Consider the following 21,210-nt stretch of genomic DNA (forward strand, 5'->3'; position numbering starts at 1 on the left):
ATTTATGGTTTAGGCGCAATTTCGCCCGATTCCAAGCCTGTCTGTGGATTTACGCCAACTGTCTCAGGCGGGTAAGCAGTTTGGCCACAGTCGAAGCTTCCCTAGGGTTAAGCCGCAGCGTCGGCAGGTCGTGCCCCAGAACAGGGGTCAGTTCTTCGGCGGGCAGGCGCTCCGGCGTGGAAATCTGGCATTGAACACAAAGGCTTATGCGGGTGAGGGGGCGGCGCGGGCGGGCGGTGATGCCGATGCCGCGGACCTCCAGCTTGCCGGCGATGGTGTCCGGTGCGCTGGCGAAAATGTGATCGCCCGACGCCCAGAGCACGGAGTAGTCGTCGCTGATCAGGCTGAACCCGGCCTCCAGCGCGCGCAGGGCGAGGTCGCTCTTGCCGACGCCGGACGGCCCCATGATCAGCACGCCGTGCCACACGCCGTTCAGCGGTACGGACAAGGACGTGGCGTGAAGGATGATGCGGCTCAAGCGTGGCTCCCGGATTTCCTATACCTCCCTGCGCTTTAGTGCGGGGAGGGGGACCGTGAGCAGAGCGAGCGGTGGTGGGGTGTCTTACGGAGGTTCAACGACCCCTGACGCAAGTAAGCAAGAACCCCCACCACCGCATCTAGCCGCGCAGGCGCGGCGTCGTGCGGTCCCCCTCCCCAACAAGTTGGGGAGGTATGTATTCTCATTGATACACGCTCGGCAGGGCGATGGTAAAGCGGGCGCCGACGATTTTGCCGTCGGCGTCCTCACGGTTCTCGGCCCAGATGCGGCCGCCGTGCGCCTCGACGATCTGGCGCGAGATCGACAGGCCCAGCCCCGAATTGCGCCCGAAGTCGGTGCCCTTGGGCCGCGACGTATAGAAGCGCTGGAAGATGGTCTCCAGATTCTCCGCCGGGATGCCCGGGCCGTCGTCCTCGATGCTCAGGCACAGGGGGCGGGCCGCGTCGTCGTCGGAATGGCCCAGCACCACCCGCACCTCGCCATCGGGCGGCGAGAAGGAGCGGGCATTGTCGATCACATTACGGAAGACCTGCCCCAGCGGCCCTTCGCGGCCCTGCACGCGCGACGAGGCGGGCGTGACGTTGCGCGTCAGGCTGACCCGCGCGCCGGACCCTTCGGGCATATGCTGATAGAGCGAGACGATATCGTCGAGCAGCGCCCCCACATCGACGGGTTTCGGCACGTCGCGGGCCAGTTCGGCATCGAGGCGCGAGGCGTTGGAAATGTCGGTGATCAGGCGATCGGCGCGGCGGACGTCCTGATTGATGACGGCCATCAGGCGGGCCTTGGCGGCGTCGTCCTTGACGAGGCTGAGGGTTTCCAGAGCGCTGCGGATCGAGGTGAGGGGGTTCTTGATCTCGTGTGATACGTCGGCGGCGAAGCGGTCGATTTCGTCCATCCGCCGCGACAGCGCATCGGTCATCGACTCCAGCGACCGGGCCAGAATGCCGATTTCGTCGCGGCGCGCCTCAAGGTCGGGCAGAGACATGGCGCGCGATTTTTGCAAACGCACGCTGTCGGCGGCGGCGGAGAGGCGGTGGATCGGGCGGCTGACCAGCCAGTAGAGCAGCAGCGACGAGAAGATGCTGGTCCCCAGGGCCACCAGAATGAACGGCAGCAGGGCCCAGCGCTGGGCGGCGACGATGGAATCGACGTCGCCGGCCTCGATGGTCAGAACGCCGAGGATCGCCTTGACGCGGCGCAGCGGCACCGAGACCGACACGACCTTCTGGCCCTTTTCGTTGTAGCGGACGGTGGCGACCTTTTCGCCGCTCAGGGCCTGCCGGACTTCGTCGGACAGGGCGGCTTCGTAATCCTTCTGGCGCGCGCCCCGGCTGTCGCCGGTTTCGGACGCGGGTTCGCTGGCCAGGGGTGGTAGGGGGCGGACATCGACGGTTTCGGAGACGGCGTAGGAATCGACGATGGGGTGGCCGTTGGCGTCGAACAGGCGGGCGCGCTGCTCGCCGGGAATGAAGCGCCCCAGCACCAGCACGGCGTTCTGCGGTTCCAGATAGGGGGCGGGGTCACCGGCGGTGGCCACCACGGCGATGATCTCGCCCATGGTTTCGGCCTGCGCCATCAGCGACTCCTTGCGGTTGTCGATCAGGCCCTGACGGAATTCGTTGAGCACCAGCGCGCCGATGACCAGCACCAGCAACCCGGCCAGATTGAGCAGCAGGATCAGCCGCCCGAGGCGCGATTGCCCCCAGCGGAAGCGGGGCAGACGGTAGGGGTGTTTGTCTGTACTCATCTTATACCTCCCTGCGCTTGCGCGGGGAGGGGGACCATTGGCAGAGCCAATGGTGGTGGGGTGTCTTGCGAAGATTCAATGGCCGCTGACGTTGGAAAGTAAGAACCCCCACCACCACATCTCAATGACCTTTGGTCATTTCGTGCGGTCCCCCTCCCCAACAAGTTGGGGAGGTATGAAGGGGGGATTACCTGCATCAACTACACTTCGCGGTAGCGGTAGCCGACACCATACAGGGTTTCGATCGAATCGAACTCCTGATCGACGACACGGAACTTCTTGCGCATCCGCTTGACGTGGCTGTCGATGGTGCGGTCGTCGACATAGACCTGATCGTCATAGGCGGCATCCATCAGGTTGTCGCGGCTCTTGACGAAGCCCGGACGCTGCGCCAGCGCATGCAGCAGCAGGAACTCGGTCACCGTCAGGCGCACGGGCTTGCCGTCCCAGGTGCATTCGTGACGGGCGGCGTCCATGACCAGCTTGCCGCGCTTGAGCGACTTGGCGTTCAGGGCCTCGGTTACCTCGACGGGCTCGCCCTGTTCGACGATACCGGCGCGGCGCAGGACCGCCTTGACGCGCTCCAGCAGCAGGCGCTGCGAAAACGGCTTGTGCATATAGTCGTCGGCGCCGAGATTGAAGCCCAGCACCTCGTCGATCTCGTCGTCCTTCGAGGTCAGGATGATGACCGGCAGGTTGGAGTTCATGCGCAGGCGGCGCAGGACTTCCATGCCGTCCATGCGCGGCATCTTGACGTCGAGAATGGCCAGGTCGGGCGGGTCCTTTTCGAGGGCGGCCAGACCGGCGACGCCGTCGTGATAGGCCTGAATCGTGTGCCCGCCGCTTTCCAGCGCCAGTGACACGCTGGTGACAATGTTTTCGTCGTCGTCGACTAAGGTAATGCGGGCCATTCAGACGGTTTCCCTGTTGTTAAAACCTAACCTACGCAAGACGCTCAATTATTGACCTAATAAGGGCGTCATAGCGGTCTTAATCGGGCATAACAGCGTCTTCAACCTTAATTTAACAGGATTCGTCTATATTTCGACGGGATTGATCCCGTTTGTAACAAGCGGGACATAAGCGTCGCCGAATCCGGCGAAAGTATCGCCCGAGAGTACCGCATGTCCGGCCAGATTCACTACGAGGTTTTTGCGCGCAAGACGCCCCAGTCGGGGTGGGCGCTGCAAATGGCGCTGGAAGACCGCGACGGCGCCATTGCCGCCGCGCAGGACATGCTGACCACCCGCCATGCCGCCGCCGTTAAGGTGACCAAGGAGGTCTTTACCGACGGCGAATTCCGAAGCTATGTCCTGCTGACCGAAGGCGCGCCGGAAACGAAGAGCAAGCTCAAGGTCGCGCCGCTGACCGACTCGGTGTGCACCGCGCCGCAGGACTTCTATACCAAACACGCCCGCGAACGCATTTCGCGCGTGCTCGAAGACTGGCTGAAACGGCAGGGGGTGACGGCGTTCGAACTGCTGCACCGGCCCGATCTGGCCGAACGGCTCGATGCCTCGTCGAACGAACTGACCCACGCCATCCAGAAGATCGCCGTGCCCGAAGCGCAGGAGACCTCGGCCTCGGTGCACGAACTGATGCGGCGCTGGACGGCGCTGGTCGATAAGGCCATCGCCCGTGTCGTCGCCGACGGGCGGCGCAAGCTGTTCCCCGATCTCGACCTGTCGCGCGATATCCTGCCGCAGATCGCCAAAATCGCCGCGCAACCCGAACGCGGCTATGTGCTGGGCGGGGCGGTGGCGAAGCTGATGGCCGTCGAACGCAGCCCGGCGCGCAAGCTGGCGCACCTGACCGCGCTGGTGACGGCGGTGACCCACGTCTCCCCCGGAGACGGTCCCGACCTGAGCTGGGCGCGCGAGGTGATCGAGGTGCCGGTGGCCGAACTGTTCGCCAAGCGCAACGGGCTGGGCGAAATCATGGGGACGGATCTCGATCCCGGTCAGGGCATGGCCATTCTGGCGCGCATGGTCGTGGGCGACGCGGTCGAAAAGATCGGTACGATCGACGCCCATATCCTGAGCGTCCTGCCGCCCACGCCCGACCATCTGGAAGCCTTCGGCGGCCTGATCCGGCAGGGGCATTTTCACGATCTGCGCAGCCAGTCGGTGCGCAACATGCTGAGCGAACTGCGCGGGGTGAAGCGGCTGAAGCCCGGCGACCCGATGGCCGAGATCGACCTGCTGCGGGCGCTCGCCATGGCACTGACGGCGGGCTGTGCCGAAGAGCACGAGCGCGACGATATCGGCAACGCCTTCATCGAACGGTCTAAAATGCTGGTGTCCAGCCCGTTCATCGAATCGCTGCTCGACGGGGTCGATGACGCGATAGAGGGGATCGAACGTTTGTTGTGGCTGAGCGAAAATATAGCCGGTCCGGTCAACAAGAAGCAGGCGGCGCGCTGGCTGATGTCGTCGCTGACGGCGCAAAAGTTCGAACGCGACCTGCGCGACCCGAAGCGTCCGGCGGGCGCGAAACTGGCGCAGCTGGCGACCCTGCAAAAGCGCGTCGCCAAGGCGCAACTGAGCGAGGCCGATGCCGAGGCGGCGCGGACAAAGCTCGGCCAGATCGGCCACCTGATCGCGCAGGATGTGCACCTGATCGCCCATATCGTCAGGGGTGCGAAATCGCCGATGCAGCGGGTCATGGCGCTGCTGAGTTTCGCGACGGCACAGGCGGGACCGGAAGGCCCTCTGTCCGAAGACGCGAAGACCGAGGTGATGAAGCAACTGCGCTCTGCGGACGTGCGCGCGGCCCTGATGGGCGATCCTCAGGGACTGATGACCCTGCGCCCCTTGCTGGTCCGGGCCGGACTGGCGGCTTGATATATAGTTCCCTGTTTACGGGGCCAGAGAGCGCTTACATCCTTCCCCGATTACGGGGCCAGAGACGCTGATAATCCTTCCCCGATTACGGGGCCAGAGACACTGATAATCCTTCCCCGTTTACGGGGCCAGAGACACTGATAATCCTTCCCCGTTTACGGGGCCAGAGACACTGATAATCCTTCCCCGTTTACGGGGAAGGTGGATCGACGTCGACAGACGGCGAGACGGAAGGGGGAAAACCGTAGAGGCCCTAAAACGCCATCAGTCTTTATTGAAACACCGTTTCCCCCTTCCGACGTTCAACCGCTTCGCGCTTGCCCGCCACCTTCCCCGTGAACGGGGAAGGATTTCAAGTCAGTCTTGGCCCCGCAAATGAGGAAGGGGCAAAGCAAAAGGCCGCCTCCGTTACCGGAAGCGGCCTTTGTTTTAACCCATATACAAACCTTACGCCGCACGGACCTGCGCCAGGAAGCCGTTAACCTGCGCGCGCAGATATTCCGCCTGCTGGGCCAGTTCGGACGAGGCGTTGAGCACCTGAGTCGCCCCCATGCCGGTCTCTTCGGCCATGCGGGCGACGCCGGTGATGTTCATGGTCACCTCGGTCGTGCCCATCGAGGCCTGATTGACGGCCTGAACGATCTCGCCCGTCGCTGCGCCCTGCTGTTCGACAGCCGCCGCGATGGTGGTCGAGGAGTCGTTGACCACGCGGATCAGCCCGGCAATGCTCTCGATGGCCTTGACGGCGCGGTCGGTCGTGCTCTGGATGGCGGCGATCTGCTGGTTGATTTCGGTCGTGGCGCGGCCCGTCTGGGTGGCCAGCGTCTTCACTTCGGCGGCGACGACCGCGAAGCCCTTGCCCGCCTCACCGGCGCGCGCCGATTCGATGGTCGCATTGAGCGCCAGCAGGTTGGTCTGAGACGCGATGCCGGAGATCATATCGACGATGCCGGTGATCTTGCCCGCCGCTTCCGACAGTTCGTGGACGATGACCGTGGTGGCGTCGGCTTCGCGCACGGCCTCACGCGCCTTGACCAGCGAGTGATCGACCTGACGGCTGATTTCGGCAACGCTGGCGCCCAGTTCTTCGGCCGAACCGGCGACCGAGGTCACATTGGTCCCGGCTTCTTCGGCGGCGGCGGAGACAGACGTCGCCTGAGCGGCGGACTCCTGCGCCGAGGCGGTCAGTTGCGCTGCTGTGGCCTGCATTTCGGTGGCGGCGGACGACACCATGTCGACGATGCCGCCGATGGCGCCTTCGAACTGCGTGGCCAGTTCCGACATGGCCTGCTTGCGCTGGTATTCGGAATCTTCGCGCGCTTTAACGGCTTCGGCCTCAAGGGCCTTGTTGCGAATCAGGCCGTCGCGGAAGACTTCGACGGTGGCGGCCATCTCGCCGATTTCGTTGCGTTCGCCAAGGTTCGGCACCTTCACGTCGGTGTGGCCGTCGGCGAGGCGGCGCATGATCGCCGCCATACCGGCGACCGGGACCGAAACGCCGCGCACGATCATCAGGCCGACGACGACGGTAAACAGGGCGGTGATGCCCAGCGCCACGAAGATCATCGTCGTGGCCTGTTTGCCCAGCGCTATGCCAGCCTCGGCGGCGGCGTTGCCGGCCTTGAGCTGGAAGGCACGATCGGCGCGGATGGCGTCACGCAAAGTGCGGGCCTGATCCTGCATGTCGGTCATGAAGAAGGTCGTCGCCCCGGCGATATCACCCGCATTGACCTTGTCGAGATAGAGCTGGCTGTTGGTGCGATAGGTTTCCATATTATGGAAAACCTGATCGGCCAGGGCCTGTTCCTCACCCGGCGTGACCAGAGGCTTATAGTCGGCCAGCGTCTTTTCCAGCGCGTCCGACGCCTTGCCGATATTGGTGACGATCTCGGACCGCCCGGCCTCGTCGCTGGTCAGGAGCTGCAATTGACGCAGGCGCATCAGTTCGAAGCTCTGCGACATGTCGCCCAGCGTGTTGGCGGTCGGCAACCAGTTGGACCCCAGTTCATCGACGGCCTTGTTCACCGCGCTCAGACGGTTCACGGCGAACAGGCCCAGCGCCACCGTGCTGATCAGGAGAAGGGCAAAGGCCGCCACGATGCGGCTGCGGATGGTGATGTTGCGGAACATGACGAGGCTCCTGATGCGGGACGCGGAAAAGACGAGAGCGTGACGGGTATAGGTAACCCTGTTGCTTCTCCATCTCACAGGAACGGTAAATCAGCCGTTAATCATCTTATAGTTTCTTTATTAAAAACAACAAGATGAGTTTCGTTTGCAAATTCTGCGGTATCATATCGCCGTTAATGAACGGCGGCGAGTTCACCGTTCGTTAATTCCCGCGAAAATTGAGTTCGAGCAGGACATTGTTCGGGTCGGCGACAAAGACCTGACGCAGGCCGATGCGCGCCACGACGTTGGTGGCGTAGTAGAGGCCTTTGGCTTCGATCTTCGCGATGGTCTCGTCGTGACCGTCGCATTCGAACGCGATATGGTGGATGGCTCCGGTCGGATTGCCCGGTACGACCTCGCGCGGGATGGTGTTGTCGGTGCCGAAACGGTTGAGGTGAATCACCGCCCGGTCGCCGGAATCGTAGAGCCACATTCGGTCTTCCGGGTCGCGCTCCGGCGCGGTGCGGGCGTCGAGATTGAGCAGGTCGGCATAGAAGGCGATGGTGCCCGCCATGTCGTGAGTCTGGATATTGAAGTGGTCGAGGCGTTTGACGACGGTCATTTTGATCTCAGTTTGTCGATAAGTTTGAGGACTTCGGTACGGTTCTTGGCCTGCTTGACCCACAGGGGCAGACGCGAGGTAATGGAGGCGTTTCTGACGCCGGTTGGCGATGGGGCCATCTGCCGGAGGTTCGAGGCGATATAGGTGGCAATATGGTCTAGGTGAGCATCATTATAGGCGTAAAAACGCCCGTGACGGCTCTCGATATCGTACCACAGTGACAGACCGTTGCAGAGATTATTCGTCGGCGGATAGGTGGTGACGCGGGCATCACGTGGTTCGACGTCGCGGTTGTGCCCGCACGCAGAGCAGACCAGCCGCCGCGCCGTCACGCCTTCGATCTTTGTCATCTGCGCCCGCCCCCCGCACGCCGGACAAACGACCAGAATAAGGTCGAGAAACTCGCTGTCATGGCGGTGGACGAGCGCGGTCACAGTGTCAGGCGCGCCGTTTGAGATCGGCCAGCATTGCCTTTCGCAGGATGGCGTTCAGGCGCGTCTGGTAGCCCTTGCCGGACGATTTGAGCCACGCCATCACATCGGCATCGAGCCGCACGGTCGCCTGTTGTTTGACAGGACGCCTAAACGGATTGCGTACGGCGTTTTTCCAAAAGTCGTCGGTCAGTGGTGGAATGTCGCTGACGTCGATTTCATTGTCCGGACGCGCTGCCAAGGCGTTGATTTCAGCTTTCTGCTTATCTGTCAAAGGCGGCGGATTGGTGGGATCGAATTGATATCGAACGATTTTTGATTTCATGGTGTGGATGGCGCTCTTTATTTTATTCGGCGCGGTAATCTACGATAATGCAGATAGAGCAAATAATCGAGAGCAGATTCCATTTCTGAATGGCTATCCGTGAAAACGGCAAGGTTTACCTCGCACCTGACGGGCACGTGACCGTAGCCGCTAAGATTTGACCACGAAAAACACGAAAAGCACGAACTTCTTTGCGTGAAACCACCGCGCGAAGCGATCAAATGTTTCATGTGTCGCAATGACATAAGGCCCTTCGGGCGAAGATGTATTCGTCTACTTTTTCGTGCTTTTCGTGTTTTTCGTGGTCAAAATCTTACTTAATTTACCAAAGACTAAGCCATCGGCTAGTGCGCCTCGTCCCAGTTGAGCGCGGCCTTGGCTTCGACGTCGAGCGGTACCGAAATGTCGATGGCGGGCAGGGCGGCGTTCTTCATCACATTGATGATTACCGCCTTGGCTTTTTCGACCTCGGCGTCCGGCGCTTCGAAGATCAGTTCGTCGTGGACCTGTAATAGCATCTTCGTGCTCAGGTCCGCGGCCTCAAGCATGGCAGGCATGCGGATCATGGCGCGGCGGATAATGTCGGCGGCCGTCCCTTGAATCGGCGCATTGATCGCGGCGCGTTCGGCGAAGGCGCGCTGGGCCGCCGACTTGGCATTGACGTCAGGGATATTGATGCGGCGGCCGAAGATCGTCTCGACATAGCCCTTCGCTTTCACCTGATCGCGGGCGGCGTCCATATAGGCCTTGATGCCGGGGAAGCGCTCGAAATAGGTCTTGATATAGCGTCCGGCTTCGCCGTTATCGATGCCGAGCTGGTTGCCGAGACCGAAGGCCGAGATGCCGTAGATGATGCCGAAATTGATGGCCTTGGCACGGCGGCGGACCTCGGACGGCATGCCTTCGATCGGCACATCGAACATTTCCGACGCCGTCATGGCGTGGATGTCGAGCCCGTCGGTAAAGGCCTTTTTGAGCTGTTCGATGTCACCGATATGGGCCAGCAGGCGCAGTTCGATCTGCGAATAGTCCGCCGAGATCAGCTTATGGCCGTCCTTGGCGATAAAGGCGGTGCGGATCTTGCGCCCTTCCTGCGTGCGGATGGGGATATTTTGCAGGTTTGGCTCGTTCGACGACAGGCGGCCCGTCGTCGTCGCGGCCAGTTGGTACGAGGTGTGGATGCGTTGCGTCTTCGGATCGGCATATTCGACCAGGGCGTCGGTATAAGTGCCTTTCAGCTTGGCCATCTGCCGGTAATCGAGCAGCAGGCGGGCGAGGGGCTGGCCTTTTTCGGCGAGGTCTTCGAGGACTTTAACATCGGTCGCCCACTGGCCAGAGGCGGTCTTCTTACCGCCGGGCAGGGCCATTTCGTCGAAGAAAATGGCGCCGAGTTGCTGCGGCGAATTGAGGTTGAACGGTCGCCCGACCAGCTTATGCGCTTCGGCCTCGATATCACCCATGCGCGCGCCGAAATCCTGGGACAGGAGACGCAGAACCTGCGGATCGACGCGGACCCCGGCCAGTTCCATGTCTGACAGGACAGTGGGCATGTCGCGCTCCAGCGTCTCGTAGACGGTGAGCAGGCGCTGCTGAACCAGTTGCGGCTTAAGCACGTGCCACAGGCGAAGCGTGATGTCGGCGTCTTCGGCGGCGTAGTGCGTGGCGGGACCGAGGTCGACGAACTTGAACGATTTGGCGCTCTTACCCGTGCCGGCGACCTGCTTGAACGGGATCGGCGTGTGACCGAGGTGCAGTTCCGACAGTTCGTCCATGCCGTGGCCGTGCATCCCGGCCTCAAGCACGTAGGAGATCAGCATGGTGTCGTCATAGGGCGCGACGCGGATGCCGTAGCGGGCAAAGACCGACAGGTCGTATTTGATATTCTGCCCGACCTTGAGCACCGCCGGGTCTTCGAGCAGCGGCTTCAGAACAGCGAGCGCCTCATCGAGCGGAATCTGCTTCAGCGTGTCGCCGGATAACGCCAGACCGCCCTGATCGGATTCGTGGCCCAGCGGGATATAGATGGCCGAGCCGACGCCGCAACTCAGCGACACGCCGACAAGGCCCGAGCTGGTGGCCGACAGGGCGTCGGTTTCGGTATCGACGGCAAAGACGCCTGCGGCCTTGCACTGCGCGACATAGGCGCTCAGGGTGCCGATATCCTGAACGCACTGATAGGCGTCGTAATTGACCGGGGTCAGCAGGGCCTCGGGCGTGGCGGCCTTCGGTGTCGGCGCCTGACCCGTGGTGCCGAACAGCGGTTTGGATACCGGGGCCTTCGGCAGGTCTCCGGCCTTAGATTGCGCAGTTTCCAGCACGCTGAGCGAACCGCCGACGCGACGGGCCAGAGAGGTGAACTCCATCTCGGCCAGGAAGGCCCCAAGCTCTGTCGCGTCCGGGTCTTTCAGGGCGAATTCGTCGATGGGGCAGGGCGGCGGCACGTCGGCGCGCAGGCGGACCAGTTCGCGCGACAGCAGGATCTGGTCGCGGAACTCGGTCAGGGCCTCGCGGCGCTTGGGCTGTTTGATTTCCTGCGCGCGCTCAAGCAACGCATCGAGCGAGCCGTATTCGAGGATCAGTTGCGCGGCGGTCTTGACGCCGATACCCGGCGCGCCGGGGACGTTGTCGGTCGAGTCGCCGATCAGGGCCTGAGCATCGACGACCAGCTCCGGCGGGACGCCGAACTTTTCGATGACCTGATCGCGTTTGACCGGCGTGCCCTTGACCGGATCGAGCATGGAGACGTGGTCATTGACCAGTTGCATCAGGTCCTTGTCGGACGAGACGATAGTGACCTCAAAGCCCTCTTCGACCGCCATTTTCGCATAGGTGCAGATCAGATCGTCGGCTTCGAAGCCGCTCAGTTCGACATTGTGGATGCCAAACGCCTTCGTCGCCTGACGGATCAGGGGAAACTGCGGGATCAGGTCTTCGGGCGCGGGCGGGCGGTGGGCCTTGTACTGATCGTAGAGGTCGTTGCGGAAGGTGTGCGATCCGGCGTCGAAAATGACCGCCAGATGCGAAGGTGCGTCGTCGCCGCGGTTCTCTTTGATCAGCTTATACAACATGTTGCAAAAGCCCGACACCGCGCCCACCGGCAGGCCGTCGGACTTGCGCGTCAGCGGCGGCAGGCCGTGATAGGCGCGGAAGATATAGCCGGAACCGTCGATCAGGACGAGGCGCTTTGCGGACATGTGGGCTCGCTTATAAAAGGTCAGATGGCTTCTTAAAACGATCCGCCCGCGATGCCAATTACTTATCCCTTCTCGCTGAGCGGAGAGGGAATGGGTGTTGATTTTTGTATATGTTTTGTTGTTTGAAAAGCAACATTTTGTTGAAAATGTATATGTTGTGTGATATACAACATTATGATTGAAAGCTTTGCAGATCGACTGACTGAGCAGTTGTTTGAGGGTGTTGCCGTCAAGCGCATGGATGCCGGTTTGCAGAAGCAGGCCCTACGACGATTGATCTATCTGAACGCGGCGGTGAGTCTCGAAGATTTGAGGGTGCCGCCATCAAATCGGCTGGAGGCCCTGCAAGGCGATCGCAAGGGTTTCTATTCGATCCGCGTCAATGATCAATGGCGCATTGTCTTTAAATGGCTTGAGGGTAATGCGCACGAGGTCGAGTTCGTGGATTATCATTAGGCTAGACTGCACGTACGTGCAGTCTAGCCTGTAACCAAAGCATGTCAATGGTGGTTAAATGGTTGATTATATTGAAATTGATCCTCCCGGCCTCATGCTGAAAGAGGATTTCCTCGACGACCTTAATGTGCGTCCGGGTACTTTTGCGGCGGCCATCAAGGTGGACCGTGCCGCGATCAAGGCGATCATCGAAGGCCGTCGTGCGATCACGGCTGAAATGGCCCTGCGTTTCGGCCTGTTCTTCGGCACCAGTCCGGAGTTCTGGCTGAACCTGCAAAAGGATTACGACCTGCGCAAGGTTAAACGCGAGCGGCTTGAAGACCTGACGGCGCAGATCAAGCCGCTCAAGGTCGCGTAAACCTTCGCGTAAAAAGGCCCCCACCACCACATCTCACCGACTTTGTCGGCTCGTGCGGTCCCCCCTCTCCAGCAAGCTGGGGCGATATAAGAATTACAGAACCTCTCCAACGTCATACCTCCCTGCCAAGGGCGGGGAGGGGGACCACGCCTGAAAGGCGTGGTGGTGGGGGAGGGGCTTCACCAGCAAGCGCCGCCGTAGGATTTGACGCACAAAAAAAGCCCGGAGCTGCCTCCGGGCTTTCGTGCGTTCAAGCGGCGCAAACCTAAGCCAGCGTCGCCTCAAGCGTGATCGGCACCGAGGCCAGCGCCTTGGAAATCGGGCAGTTGGCCTTGGCCCCGGCGGCCAGTTCCTGAAACTGCTCGTCCGATACGCCCGGAATCTGCGCCTTGAGCTTCAGCGTGATGCCGACGATGGAAAACCCGGCCTCCGACGGCTTCACATCGACCAGAGCTTCGGTTTCCAGCTGTTCCGCCGTGAACCCGGCCTTGGCGAGGGCAAATGACAGCGCCATCGTAAAACAGCCCGAGTGGGCGGCGGCGATCAGTTCTTCCGGATTGGTGCCCGACTTGCCCTCTTCGTCGCCGAAGCGGGTCTTGAAGCTGTAGGGCTGGGCGGTGAAGGCGCCGCTCTGGGTCGTCAGGGTGCCCGTGCCGGTCATGCCGTCGCCGCGCCATTGGGCGGTTGCCGTGCGTATCATCGTCCGTCTCCGTTTTTAAATGAAAGGATAGCCTTAACGCGGCTGGGGAGGAGTGGTATCCCGGCATTTGTAAACAGGCAATGGGTCAATTGGGGCTCAGTTTCACCTCACTGAACCGTGACGATAGAAACCGTCGTTTGCCGGGGCGATGTCGTCAGCTAAACTGAGGGCGTTAGCTGAGAACGGTATCCGATTATGTGCGAACTTTTGGGCATGAGCGCCAATGTCCCCACCGACATTCGCTTTTCCTTTGCCGCTCTGGCGCGGCGCGGCGGCGATACCGGCCCGCACGCCGACGGCTGGGGCATCAGCTTTTACGAGCAGAAGGGTTGCCGCAGCTTCCACGACCCGAACCCGTCGGCGACGTCGGAGCTGGCGGCGCTGGTGCGCAGCTACCCCATCAAGTCGAAGACCGTCATCGCCCATGTGCGCAAGGCCAATCGCGGTCGCGTGACGCTGGAAAACACCCATCCGTTCACGCGTGAACTGTGGGGCCGGGCGTGGACCTTCGCCCATAATGGGCAATTGAAGGGCGTCAAAACCCTGCCGCTGAGTTTCTTCCGTCCTATCGGTACGACCGATTCCGAACACGCCTTCTGCTGGATTCTCGATCAGCTGGTGCGCAAATATATGGATTATCCGCCCGCGCGGGTGCTGGACAAGGAGGTCAAGCGGCTGTTCGGCGAACTGCGTAAGCTGGGGGTATTCAACGCGCTTCTGACCGACGGGCGGTCGCTCTACGCCAGTTGCTCGAAGAAGCTGACCTATATCCAGCGTCGCGCGCCGTTCGGTAAGGCCAGCTTGATCGACGCCGACATGCAGGTCGACTTCGCCGAAGAAACGACGCCTGACGACAAGGTCATCATTATCGCCACCCAGCCCCTGACACACGATGAGGTATGGACGCCGATCGAACCGGGTTCGTCGCTGGTGTTTCGCTCGGGCGAAGTGATTTAGGAGATGCCCATGACCCAGGCTATTCGCGCTCACCGTCACGGCGGTCCCGAGGTTCTCACGTGGGAGACGGTCGAGGTCGGTGCGCCCGGTCCCGGCGAAGTGCGCCTGCGTCACACCGCCATCGGCGTCAATTTCATAGACACCTATTTCCGGTCGGGCCTGTACAAAACCGACCTGCCGTTTACGCCGGGGAACGAAGGCGCGGGCGTGATCGAAGCGATCGGTGACGGCGTCACGGATTTAAAACCCGGCGACCGCGTGGTCTATGTCGGCAGCCCCGGTTCTTATGCCGAAGCGCGCATCATGCCGGCGGACAAGCTGGTTCCCATTCCCGACGGGATCAGCGATACGGTGGCCGCGGCCGCATTTTTGAAGGGCCTGACGGCGCAATATCTGCTGCGGCGGACCTTCCGCGTCGGGCCGGACCATACGGTGCTCTACCACGCGGCGGCAGGCGGGGTAGGTCTGCTGTTCGGGCAGTGGGCCAGGCATCTGGGGGCCACGGTCATCGGCACGGCGGGTTCGGACGAGAAAGTTGAACTGGCCCGCCAGAATGGTTACGACCACCTGATCAATTACCGTACCGAAGACTTCGTGGCACGCGTTCACGAGATTTCCGGAAAGGTGGATGTGGTCTACGATTCCGTTGGCAAGGATACCTTCGACGGCTCGCTCGATGTGCTGAAGCCGCTCGGCCTGTTCGTGTCGTTCGGGCAATCGTCGGGGCCGGTGCCGCCGTTCGATATCGGCGTACTGAATACCAAGGGCTCGCTGTTCATGACGCGGCCTTCGGTGTTCGGTTATAACCGCGACCGGGCGACACTGCTGGAATCGGCGGGCGAACTGTTCGATCTGATCGGGCGCGGGATTATCACCGTCTCGATCCCCCAGACCTTTGCGCTGAAAGACGCGCGCGCGGCCCACGAAGCACTTGAGGGCCGCGCCACGACGGGCAGCACGCTGCTGATACCTTAACCCATCGGATCGCGGGGGCCGGTCGAGACCAGAACGGTTTCCGGTTCCGGTTTGCGTGGCGCCTCGGAATTGACGGTTTCACGCCCCTCGAAGGCAGGGATGTCGAGGTCGGCGTGGCCGGTGTCACCGACCTGAGCCTGTTCGCCCGTGAAAAACGCCTTGATATAACCAAGGCCCGCCGCGATCATGCCGGGGCTGTCCCAGAACTCGGCTTCGGCGGCCTCAAACCGCAGCAGAAGCAGGTTCGGGTCGTCCTTGCCTTTCGGGAACCACGCCTTATCGACTTCCGACCACAGTTCGTCGATTTTGGCGCGGTCGCGGCTGATGGTGATCGTGCCGTTGAGCGAGACGTAATTGTGCCCGTCGGTATCGGCATAGGTCAGAAGGGCCGCGGGATTGGCGGTGATCTCTTCGACCTTGCCCGTATCGGCGCCGGTAAAAAACCACAGCACACCTTGAAAGCCGCTGTTTTTCTCAATCTTCTGCTGCTGCATCGGGCGGGCGTGCAACAGGCCATTGGCGTTATAGGTCGCCAGCATGGCCACCTTGATGTCCTTGATCAGGGACCAGATGCGGTCGCGGGCCTCACGGCCATAAAGGGTCGTCATGTTTGCCTCTTTCGCTAAGAAATTCGGCCCCGCCACGCGCTCTTACAAGACGGCGTCAGGCGTAAATTTGCCATACGAAAGCGGACGGTTTGCGTTATGGTTCCCTTTTCGCGACGCTTTACGGAGACCCACATGGCGCAGGCCCATGCCCGGATCGGCACCACCAATTACCTGACGACCATCGAGAGCGCCGGCCGCACCCTCATCGCCGACGAACCCGAAGCCCTGGGCGGTGGCAATGCCGGGTTCGCGCCCTACGATCTGCTGCTGGCGGCGTTGGCGGCCTGCACGTCGATCACGCTGCGCATGTATGCCGAGCGCAAAGGCTTTGCACTGCAAGGGCTTGAGGTCGACTTGCACCACGCGAAAGACAATAAACGGTCGAAGATCACACGCGAGGTGCGTCTGATCGGCGATCTGAGCGACGAGGCCCGCGCGCGGCTGGCCGAGGTGGTCGAGCGCACGCCGGTGACCCTGACGCTGAAAGAAGGCGCGGATATTGCGACGCGATTTATATAGCCAGCGACAATTGCTGCGGTTCGGGGCGGGCATCGTTGGCGCCTAATGACGACAGGGTGACGCCGAGCAACCGGATGCCCTTGGCCAGAGGGAACACACCGTCGAGCAGGGTGCCCGACACGCGTGAGAGTTCCGCTTTGTCGCCCACCGTGGCATTGGCGGTGTGGCTGCGGGTGATCTGCTGAAAGTCGGTATATTTGACCTTGAGCGTCACCGTGCGGCCGCGCGTGCCGTTCTGCTCGCAATAACGCCAGACCTTTTCGACGATGGGCTGCAAGGCCGCGCGCGCTGCGTCGGCTGAGAAGATGTCCTGAAAGAAGGTGTTTTCGGCGCCGACGGATTTGCGTACCCGGTCCGGCCGTACCTGACGATGATCGATGCCGCGCGCGATATTGTGGTAATAGTCGCCCGACACGCCGAAGTGCTTTTGCAGGAAGGGCAGGGACTGCGCCCGCAAATCGGCTCCGGTCATGATGCCCAGGCGGTTCATCTTCTCCTCGGTCGCCGGGCCGATGCCGTGAAAACGGCCGACCATCAGGGTTTCGACGAATTCCGGCCCCATGCGCGGGGTGATGACATAGAGCCCGTCGGGCTTACGGTAATCCGACGCCATCTTGGCCAGAAACTTGTTGTACGACACCCCTGCCGACGCCGTCAGGCCCGTCGCCAGCTTGATGCGGGCGCGAATTTCCTGCGCGATCAGGGTCGCCGAGCCGACGCCCTTGTGGTTTTCGGTGACGTCGAGATAGGCCTCGTCCAGCGACAGCGGCTCGACCAGATCGGTATAGTCCTCGAAGATATCACGGATCTGCTTTGACACGGCCTTGTAGGCGTCGAAGCGCGGCTTGACGAAGATCAGGTCCGGGCATTTGCGCCGCGCCGTGACCGAGGGCATGGCCGAGCGGATGCCGAACTTGCGCGCCTCATAACTGGCCGCCGCCACGACGCCGCGTTCCATGCCGCCGACCGCGACCGGCTTGCCGCGCAGATCGGGGTTATCGCGTTGTTCGACCGAGGCGTAGAAGGCATCCATATCGATATGGATGATCTTCCGCATTCCAGTTCTTGGGGGATGGTTTTCGATCTCGTCCATGATGTGCGTTCCGCGACGTTATGAGAACATACGCAGAACTTAGCACAAAAAGAGAACAAATCAATAGGTCTGATTCGCCGTACCTATACCTCCTTGCGCTTGCGCGGGGAGAGGGACCGTTGGCGGAGCCAATGGTGGTGGGGTGTCTTGCTGAGGTGGAACGAACACAGTTGTAAGAAAGCAAGAACCCCCACCACCACATCTCACCGCCTTTGGCGGCTCGTGCGGTCCCCCTCCCCGGCGTAGCCAGGGAGGTATAAGAAAAATCAGTTTTCCCGTTCCAACAGGGCCGCCTTGCGCTCGACGCCCCAGCGGTAGCCGGACAGGGCGCCGTCGTTGCGCACGATGCGGTGACAGGGGATGGCGACGGCGATGGTGTTCGACGCGCAGGCCGAGGCGACGGCGCGGACGGCCTTCGGTGCGCCGATGCGTTCGGCCAGTTCGCTGTAGCTGAGGCGCTGACCCGCAGGGATGGCTTGCAGGGCCGCCCACACCTTTTGCTGGAACACCGTGCCGCGGATATCGAGCGGCAGGTCGAGGCCGGTGCCGGGGGCCTCGATCAGCCCGGCGACGCGGGCGAGGGTCTCTTCGAAATCGGTATCGGCCCCGATCAGTCGGGCGTTCGGGAAACTGTCCTGAAGGTCGCGGACCAGACCCTCGGGATCGTCGCCGAGAAACACGGCGCAGACGCCTTTTTCGCTTTGGGCAACCAGCAGCGCGCCCAACCGACTTTGCCCGACGGCGAAACGGATATCTTCGTTGACGCCCCCTTTGCGGAAGGCCGTGGGCGTCATCCCCAGCGCGGTTTTCGTATCGGCATAGAAGCGGCTGGAGGCGTTGAATCCGGCGTCGTAAATGGCCTCGGTCACCGTGGCGCTGGTCTTCAGGGTATCGCGCATCTTCTTCGCGCGATGGGCCCGGGCATAGGCCTTGGGCGTCACGCCGGTCGCGGCCTTGAACACGCGATGCAGGTGGAACGGGCTGAGACCCGCCTGCCGCGCCAGATCGGCGAGCGCGGGTTCGGTTTCCGCCGTCTCGATCTCGCGGCACAGGTGGGCAATTATCGCGGCCTGAGTGTCGCGCAAGGCCGCCGCCTCCGGCGTGCAGCGCTTGCAGGCCCGGAACCCGGCGGCGGTCGCGGCGGCGGGCGTGGCGAAAAAGCGGACGTTTTCGGGCTTTGGCCGTCGCGACGGACAGGTGCTGCGGCAAAAGACGCCGGTCGAGGTCACGCCATAGACGAAAGCGCTCGCCTGCGCCGGATCGCGGTCGATCACGGCCTGCCAGCGCGGGTCTTCGGTAGTGGAAACGGGGTGGTTCATGGTCGGGCTCCAGTCTATAGGAGAAGAGTCGCATAGACGAGTCCCGTTGGCGTCCCGCGCCTTGCGGTCAAATTCTCTATATAAGGAAGCCCCTGTGATCGACGACGTCATTACCTTCTGGGAAACCGCCGGACCGTCAAAATGGTTCGCCAAGGACGAGGCCTTTGATGCCGAATTTCGCGCGCGGTTCCTCGACCTGCATATGCAGGCGGCGGCGCGCAAGCTGGATGACTGGAGCGGGACCGCGCGCGGGTCTTTGGCCCTGCTGATCCTGCTCGATCAGTTTCCGCGCAATGCCTTTCGCGGCACGGCGCACATGTTCGCCACCGATCCGCTGGCCCTGAGCTTTGCCCGCAAGGCCGTGGATGCCGGTCAGGACAAGGACGTTGCGGAGATTCTGCGCCCCTTTATCTATCTGCCGTTCGAGCATTCCGAAGACCTGGCCGATCAGGACCGCGCGGTGGAACTGATGCGGCCTTTGGGCGGGCAATCGCTGGACTATGCCGAAGGTCACCGCGACATCATTCAGCGCTTCGGACGCTTTGCGCACCGCAATCCGGTTCTGGGGCGGGTGACGACGGCGGAGGAACAGGCCTTTATCGACGGGGGTGGCTTTGCGGGCTAGCCCCTTGGTTCGATGAGTTGAGTTTTCATGGTTCGTTGGGTGTCATCGAGCGCCATGCGGATGAGGGATTCCATGCACCATCGGGCGGCACCGGCGTCCTGACGTTTGATGGCGTCATAGACCCGGCGGTGGTCCGGCACCGGGTCGCGCAGCAGCGGCCCCGAGCGCTGCTTGAACCGCGTCGACCACGCCACCGCCGCCCCGATCGAATGGCTCAAACTGGCCAGAGCCTCGTTCCCCGTGGCGTTCATCAGCGCGTCGTGGAACTCCAGATCCGCCCGGCGCCCCGCTTCGGTCGCCAGCGTCTCCGCCTCCATCACGTCCAGCGCCGCATCCATCTGCTTCAGATGCGCCTCGGTGCGCCTGAGCGCCGCCAGCTCCGCCGCCGCCGGTTCCGTGATCAGCCGCAGCTCGAACAGCCCCTTGATGAAGTCTTCCGACGGCTCGGTCTCGAACATCCAGCCCAGAACCTCCGGATCGAGGATGTTCCACCGCTTGCGCTCGGTCACCTTGGTCCCGGCCTTGGGGCGGCTCTCGACCATGCCCTTCGCCGCCAGAATCCGGATCGCCTCGCGATAGGCCGAGCGCGAGATATCCAGCGTCGAGCTTGAGTCGATCTCGTTCGGCAGGACCTGACCCGGCGCATAGACGCCCTTCAGGATATCGACCCCCAGCCGGTGGGCCAGCGCCCCGTGCAGCCGCCCCTGAAACGTCAGGCCAAAACTTTGCGCCTGATCGGAGACCGGTGTGCGGCGAAGCGGCGGATGCGAAGGGGTATCGATGGTCATTCAGGGCCCTGTTACTGTCTGCATCCTCCCCTGCTTGCGGGGGAGGTGTCGCGGCGTTTCGTCCGCGACGGAGGGGGCAGGCCCAGCCCGTTATGCCCCCTCCGGCGAGACAAGCTCGCCACCTCCCCCGTGGCGCCCTTCGGGCTGACAGGGGAGGATGAATTAAGATTCGTCGCGGCCATCATAAACACGATTTGACAAACGCGAAAGCGCGGCCTAAGTCACAATCAATTGTCTGAGTTATATCACATAATCCTGAGGGAAGCGCCATGACCTTACGCCTGATCCAGTTCGTCGACGCCCACGGGGCGCGCGGTGTCGCCGCCGGTGAGGACGACGGTTCCGCCAGGGTCATCCTCGGCGTCACCTCGACCTATGAGCTGGCCCGCGCCGCCATCGCAGCGAAGCGTTCGATTGCCGATCAGGTCGCCCAACAGGGCCTCGGTGAAGCCGTCGATATCGCGCTGGCCCTCTCGGAAGGCCGCATCCTCTCGCCCATCGACCATCCCGATCCGGCGCACCTGCACCTGACCGGCACGGGCCTGACGCACCTCGGCTCGGCCGAGGGCCGCGACAAGATGCACACCAAGGCCAAGGAAGCCGGCGAAGAGAACCTGACCGACTCGATGCGCATGTTCCTGATGGGCGTGAAGGGCGGCAAGCCCGCGTCGGGCGCGGTCGGCGCGCAGCCGGAATGGTTCTACAAGGGCAACGGTCACGGCCTGGTCGGGCCGGGCGAGGCGCTGGTCTCGCCGGACTTTGCCGAAGACGGCGGCGAGGAGCCTGAAATGGCCGGGATCTACGTCATCGGCGACGACGCTCAGGCCTATCGCATCGGCTTTGCCCTGGCCAACGAGTTCTCCGACCACGTGGTCGAGAAGCAGAACTATCTGTGGCTGGCCCATTCGAAGCTGCGCCCGGCGTCGCTCGGCGTCGAAATCCTGACGGGCGACCTGCCCGCCCACGTCGAGGGCACGTCGAAGATCGTCCGCGGCAACGAAGTGATCTGGCAGAAGCCGTTCATCTCGGGCGAGGA

At 62.3% G+C, this 21,210-nt stretch carries 21 protein-coding genes; 8 read left to right on the forward strand and 13 right to left on the reverse strand.

Going from position 1 to position 21,210, the window contains the following annotated elements:
* Nucleotides 1-49 precede the first annotated feature (49 nt).
* The 3 genes from PQU92_RS17045 to chvI form a co-directional block, all read right to left on the reverse strand.
* Nucleotides 50-478: an HPr kinase/phosphorylase gene (locus tag PQU92_RS17045; protein ID WP_272749490.1), complete on the reverse strand. Its 429-nt coding sequence runs from the start codon at nt 476-478 to the stop codon at nt 50-52.
* A gap of 202 nt (nt 479-680) precedes the next feature.
* Nucleotides 681-2,249: a two-component sensor histidine kinase ChvG gene (chvG, locus tag PQU92_RS17050; RefSeq protein WP_272749491.1), complete on the reverse strand. Its 1,569-nt coding sequence runs from the start codon at nt 2,247-2,249 to the stop codon at nt 681-683.
* A 200-nt stretch (nt 2,250-2,449) separates the two neighbouring features.
* A complete protein-coding gene (gene chvI / locus PQU92_RS17055) occupies nt 2,450-3,160 on the reverse strand; it encodes a two-component response regulator ChvI (protein WP_272749492.1) in 711 nt (236 codons plus the stop codon).
* A 213-nt stretch (nt 3,161-3,373) separates the two neighbouring features.
* On the opposite strand from chvI, the gene PQU92_RS17060 reads away from it, so the two are divergent.
* Nucleotides 3,374-5,092 carry a hypothetical protein gene (locus PQU92_RS17060; protein WP_272749494.1) on the forward strand — a complete coding sequence of 573 codons (1,719 nt, stop codon included), beginning with the start codon at nt 3,374-3,376 and terminating at the stop codon, nt 5,090-5,092.
* Between the two features lie 447 nt (nt 5,093-5,539).
* On the opposite strand, the gene PQU92_RS17065 is transcribed toward PQU92_RS17060, so the two are convergent.
* From PQU92_RS17065 to polA, 5 genes are all read right to left on the reverse strand, one after another.
* Nucleotides 5,540-7,222 (reverse strand): methyl-accepting chemotaxis protein, encoded by a 1,683-nt coding sequence (locus PQU92_RS17065; RefSeq protein WP_272749495.1) that lies wholly within the window; start codon nt 7,220-7,222, stop codon nt 5,540-5,542.
* Nucleotides 7,223-7,424: 202 nt separating this feature from the next.
* Nucleotides 7,425-7,826: a VOC family protein gene (locus tag PQU92_RS17070; RefSeq protein ID WP_272749496.1), complete on the reverse strand. Its 402-nt coding sequence runs from the start codon at nt 7,824-7,826 to the stop codon at nt 7,425-7,427.
* Complete coding sequence (locus PQU92_RS17075) at nt 7,823-8,260, reverse strand: hypothetical protein (RefSeq protein WP_272749497.1); 438 nt, start codon at nt 8,258-8,260, stop codon at nt 7,823-7,825. The genes PQU92_RS17070 and PQU92_RS17075 overlap by 4 nt, the downstream gene beginning before the upstream one ends.
* A 4-nt stretch (nt 8,261-8,264) precedes the next feature.
* Nucleotides 8,265-8,582 (reverse strand): BrnA antitoxin family protein, encoded by a 318-nt coding sequence (locus PQU92_RS17080; protein WP_272749498.1) that lies wholly within the window; start codon nt 8,580-8,582, stop codon nt 8,265-8,267.
* A gap of 344 nt (nt 8,583-8,926) precedes the next feature.
* Nucleotides 8,927-11,776, reverse strand: a complete 2,850-nt coding sequence (polA, locus tag PQU92_RS17085) for a DNA polymerase I (RefSeq protein WP_272749500.1) — start codon at nt 11,774-11,776, stop codon at nt 8,927-8,929.
* 174 nt (nt 11,777-11,950) lie between these two features.
* Here polA and PQU92_RS17090 point away from each other — a divergent pair, with 174 nt between their 5' ends.
* Both PQU92_RS17090 and PQU92_RS17095 read left to right on the forward strand, forming a co-directional pair.
* On the forward strand, nt 11,951-12,232 hold the full coding sequence (locus PQU92_RS17090) for a type II toxin-antitoxin system RelE/ParE family toxin (RefSeq protein WP_272749501.1): 282 nt from the start codon (nt 11,951-11,953) through the stop codon (nt 12,230-12,232).
* A 58-nt stretch (nt 12,233-12,290) separates the two neighbouring features.
* Nucleotides 12,291-12,590 (forward strand): HigA family addiction module antitoxin, encoded by a 300-nt coding sequence (locus PQU92_RS17095; protein WP_272749502.1) that lies wholly within the window; start codon nt 12,291-12,293, stop codon nt 12,588-12,590.
* A gap of 265 nt (nt 12,591-12,855) precedes the next feature.
* Here the strand turns inward: PQU92_RS17095 and PQU92_RS17100 are convergent, their stop codons facing one another.
* Nucleotides 12,856-13,290 (reverse strand): OsmC family peroxiredoxin, encoded by a 435-nt coding sequence (locus PQU92_RS17100; RefSeq protein WP_272749503.1) that lies wholly within the window; start codon nt 13,288-13,290, stop codon nt 12,856-12,858.
* A 195-nt stretch (nt 13,291-13,485) separates the two neighbouring features.
* On the opposite strand from PQU92_RS17100, the gene PQU92_RS17105 reads away from it, so the two are divergent.
* Nucleotides 13,486-14,247 (forward strand): class II glutamine amidotransferase, encoded by a 762-nt coding sequence (locus PQU92_RS17105; RefSeq protein ID WP_272749504.1) that lies wholly within the window; start codon nt 13,486-13,488, stop codon nt 14,245-14,247.
* 9 nt (nt 14,248-14,256) lie between these two features.
* The gene (locus PQU92_RS17110) at nt 14,257-15,222 is read left to right on the forward strand and encodes a quinone oxidoreductase family protein (protein WP_272749505.1); all 966 of its coding nucleotides are present in this window, start codon (nt 14,257-14,259) and stop codon (nt 15,220-15,222) included.
* On the opposite strand, the gene PQU92_RS17115 is transcribed toward PQU92_RS17110, so the two are convergent.
* Nucleotides 15,219-15,830, reverse strand: a complete 612-nt coding sequence (locus tag PQU92_RS17115; protein ID WP_272749506.1) for a pyridoxamine 5'-phosphate oxidase family protein — start codon at nt 15,828-15,830, stop codon at nt 15,219-15,221. The two genes, PQU92_RS17110 and PQU92_RS17115, sit on opposite strands and share 4 nt — an antisense overlap.
* Before the next feature lie 96 nt (nt 15,831-15,926).
* Between PQU92_RS17115 and PQU92_RS17120 the strand changes: the two genes are divergently transcribed.
* On the forward strand, nt 15,927-16,349 hold the full coding sequence (locus PQU92_RS17120) for an OsmC family protein (protein ID WP_272749507.1): 423 nt from the start codon (nt 15,927-15,929) through the stop codon (nt 16,347-16,349).
* Here the strand turns inward: PQU92_RS17120 and dinB are convergent.
* Entirely contained in the window at nt 16,342-17,406 is a 1,065-nt protein-coding gene (dinB, locus tag PQU92_RS17125; RefSeq protein ID WP_272749508.1) for a DNA polymerase IV, read from the reverse strand. The two genes, PQU92_RS17120 and dinB, sit on opposite strands and share 8 nt — an antisense overlap.
* 302 nt (nt 17,407-17,708) lie before the next feature.
* Nucleotides 17,709-18,761, reverse strand: a complete 1,053-nt coding sequence (gene ada / locus PQU92_RS17130) for a bifunctional DNA-binding transcriptional regulator/O6-methylguanine-DNA methyltransferase Ada (protein ID WP_272749509.1) — start codon at nt 18,759-18,761, stop codon at nt 17,709-17,711.
* A gap of 94 nt (nt 18,762-18,855) precedes the next feature.
* On the opposite strand from ada, the gene PQU92_RS17135 reads away from it, so the two are divergent.
* Nucleotides 18,856-19,386 (forward strand): DUF924 family protein, encoded by a 531-nt coding sequence (locus tag PQU92_RS17135; protein WP_272749510.1) that lies wholly within the window; start codon nt 18,856-18,858, stop codon nt 19,384-19,386.
* Here PQU92_RS17135 and PQU92_RS17140 read toward each other — a convergent pair.
* Nucleotides 19,383-20,174, reverse strand: coding sequence for a FadR/GntR family transcriptional regulator (locus tag PQU92_RS17140; protein ID WP_272749511.1), 792 nt, complete (start codon nt 20,172-20,174; stop codon nt 19,383-19,385). The two genes, PQU92_RS17135 and PQU92_RS17140, sit on opposite strands and share 4 nt — an antisense overlap.
* 269 nt (nt 20,175-20,443) lie before the next feature.
* Here PQU92_RS17140 and araD1 point away from each other — a divergent pair.
* The coding region (araD1, locus tag PQU92_RS17145; protein WP_272749512.1) for an AraD1 family protein at nt 20,444-21,210 on the forward strand (767 nt) is incomplete at its 3' end.

The organism is Asticcacaulis aquaticus (assembly GCF_028550415.1).
Taxonomy (GTDB): domain Bacteria; phylum Pseudomonadota; class Alphaproteobacteria; order Caulobacterales; family Caulobacteraceae; genus Asticcacaulis; species Asticcacaulis aquaticus.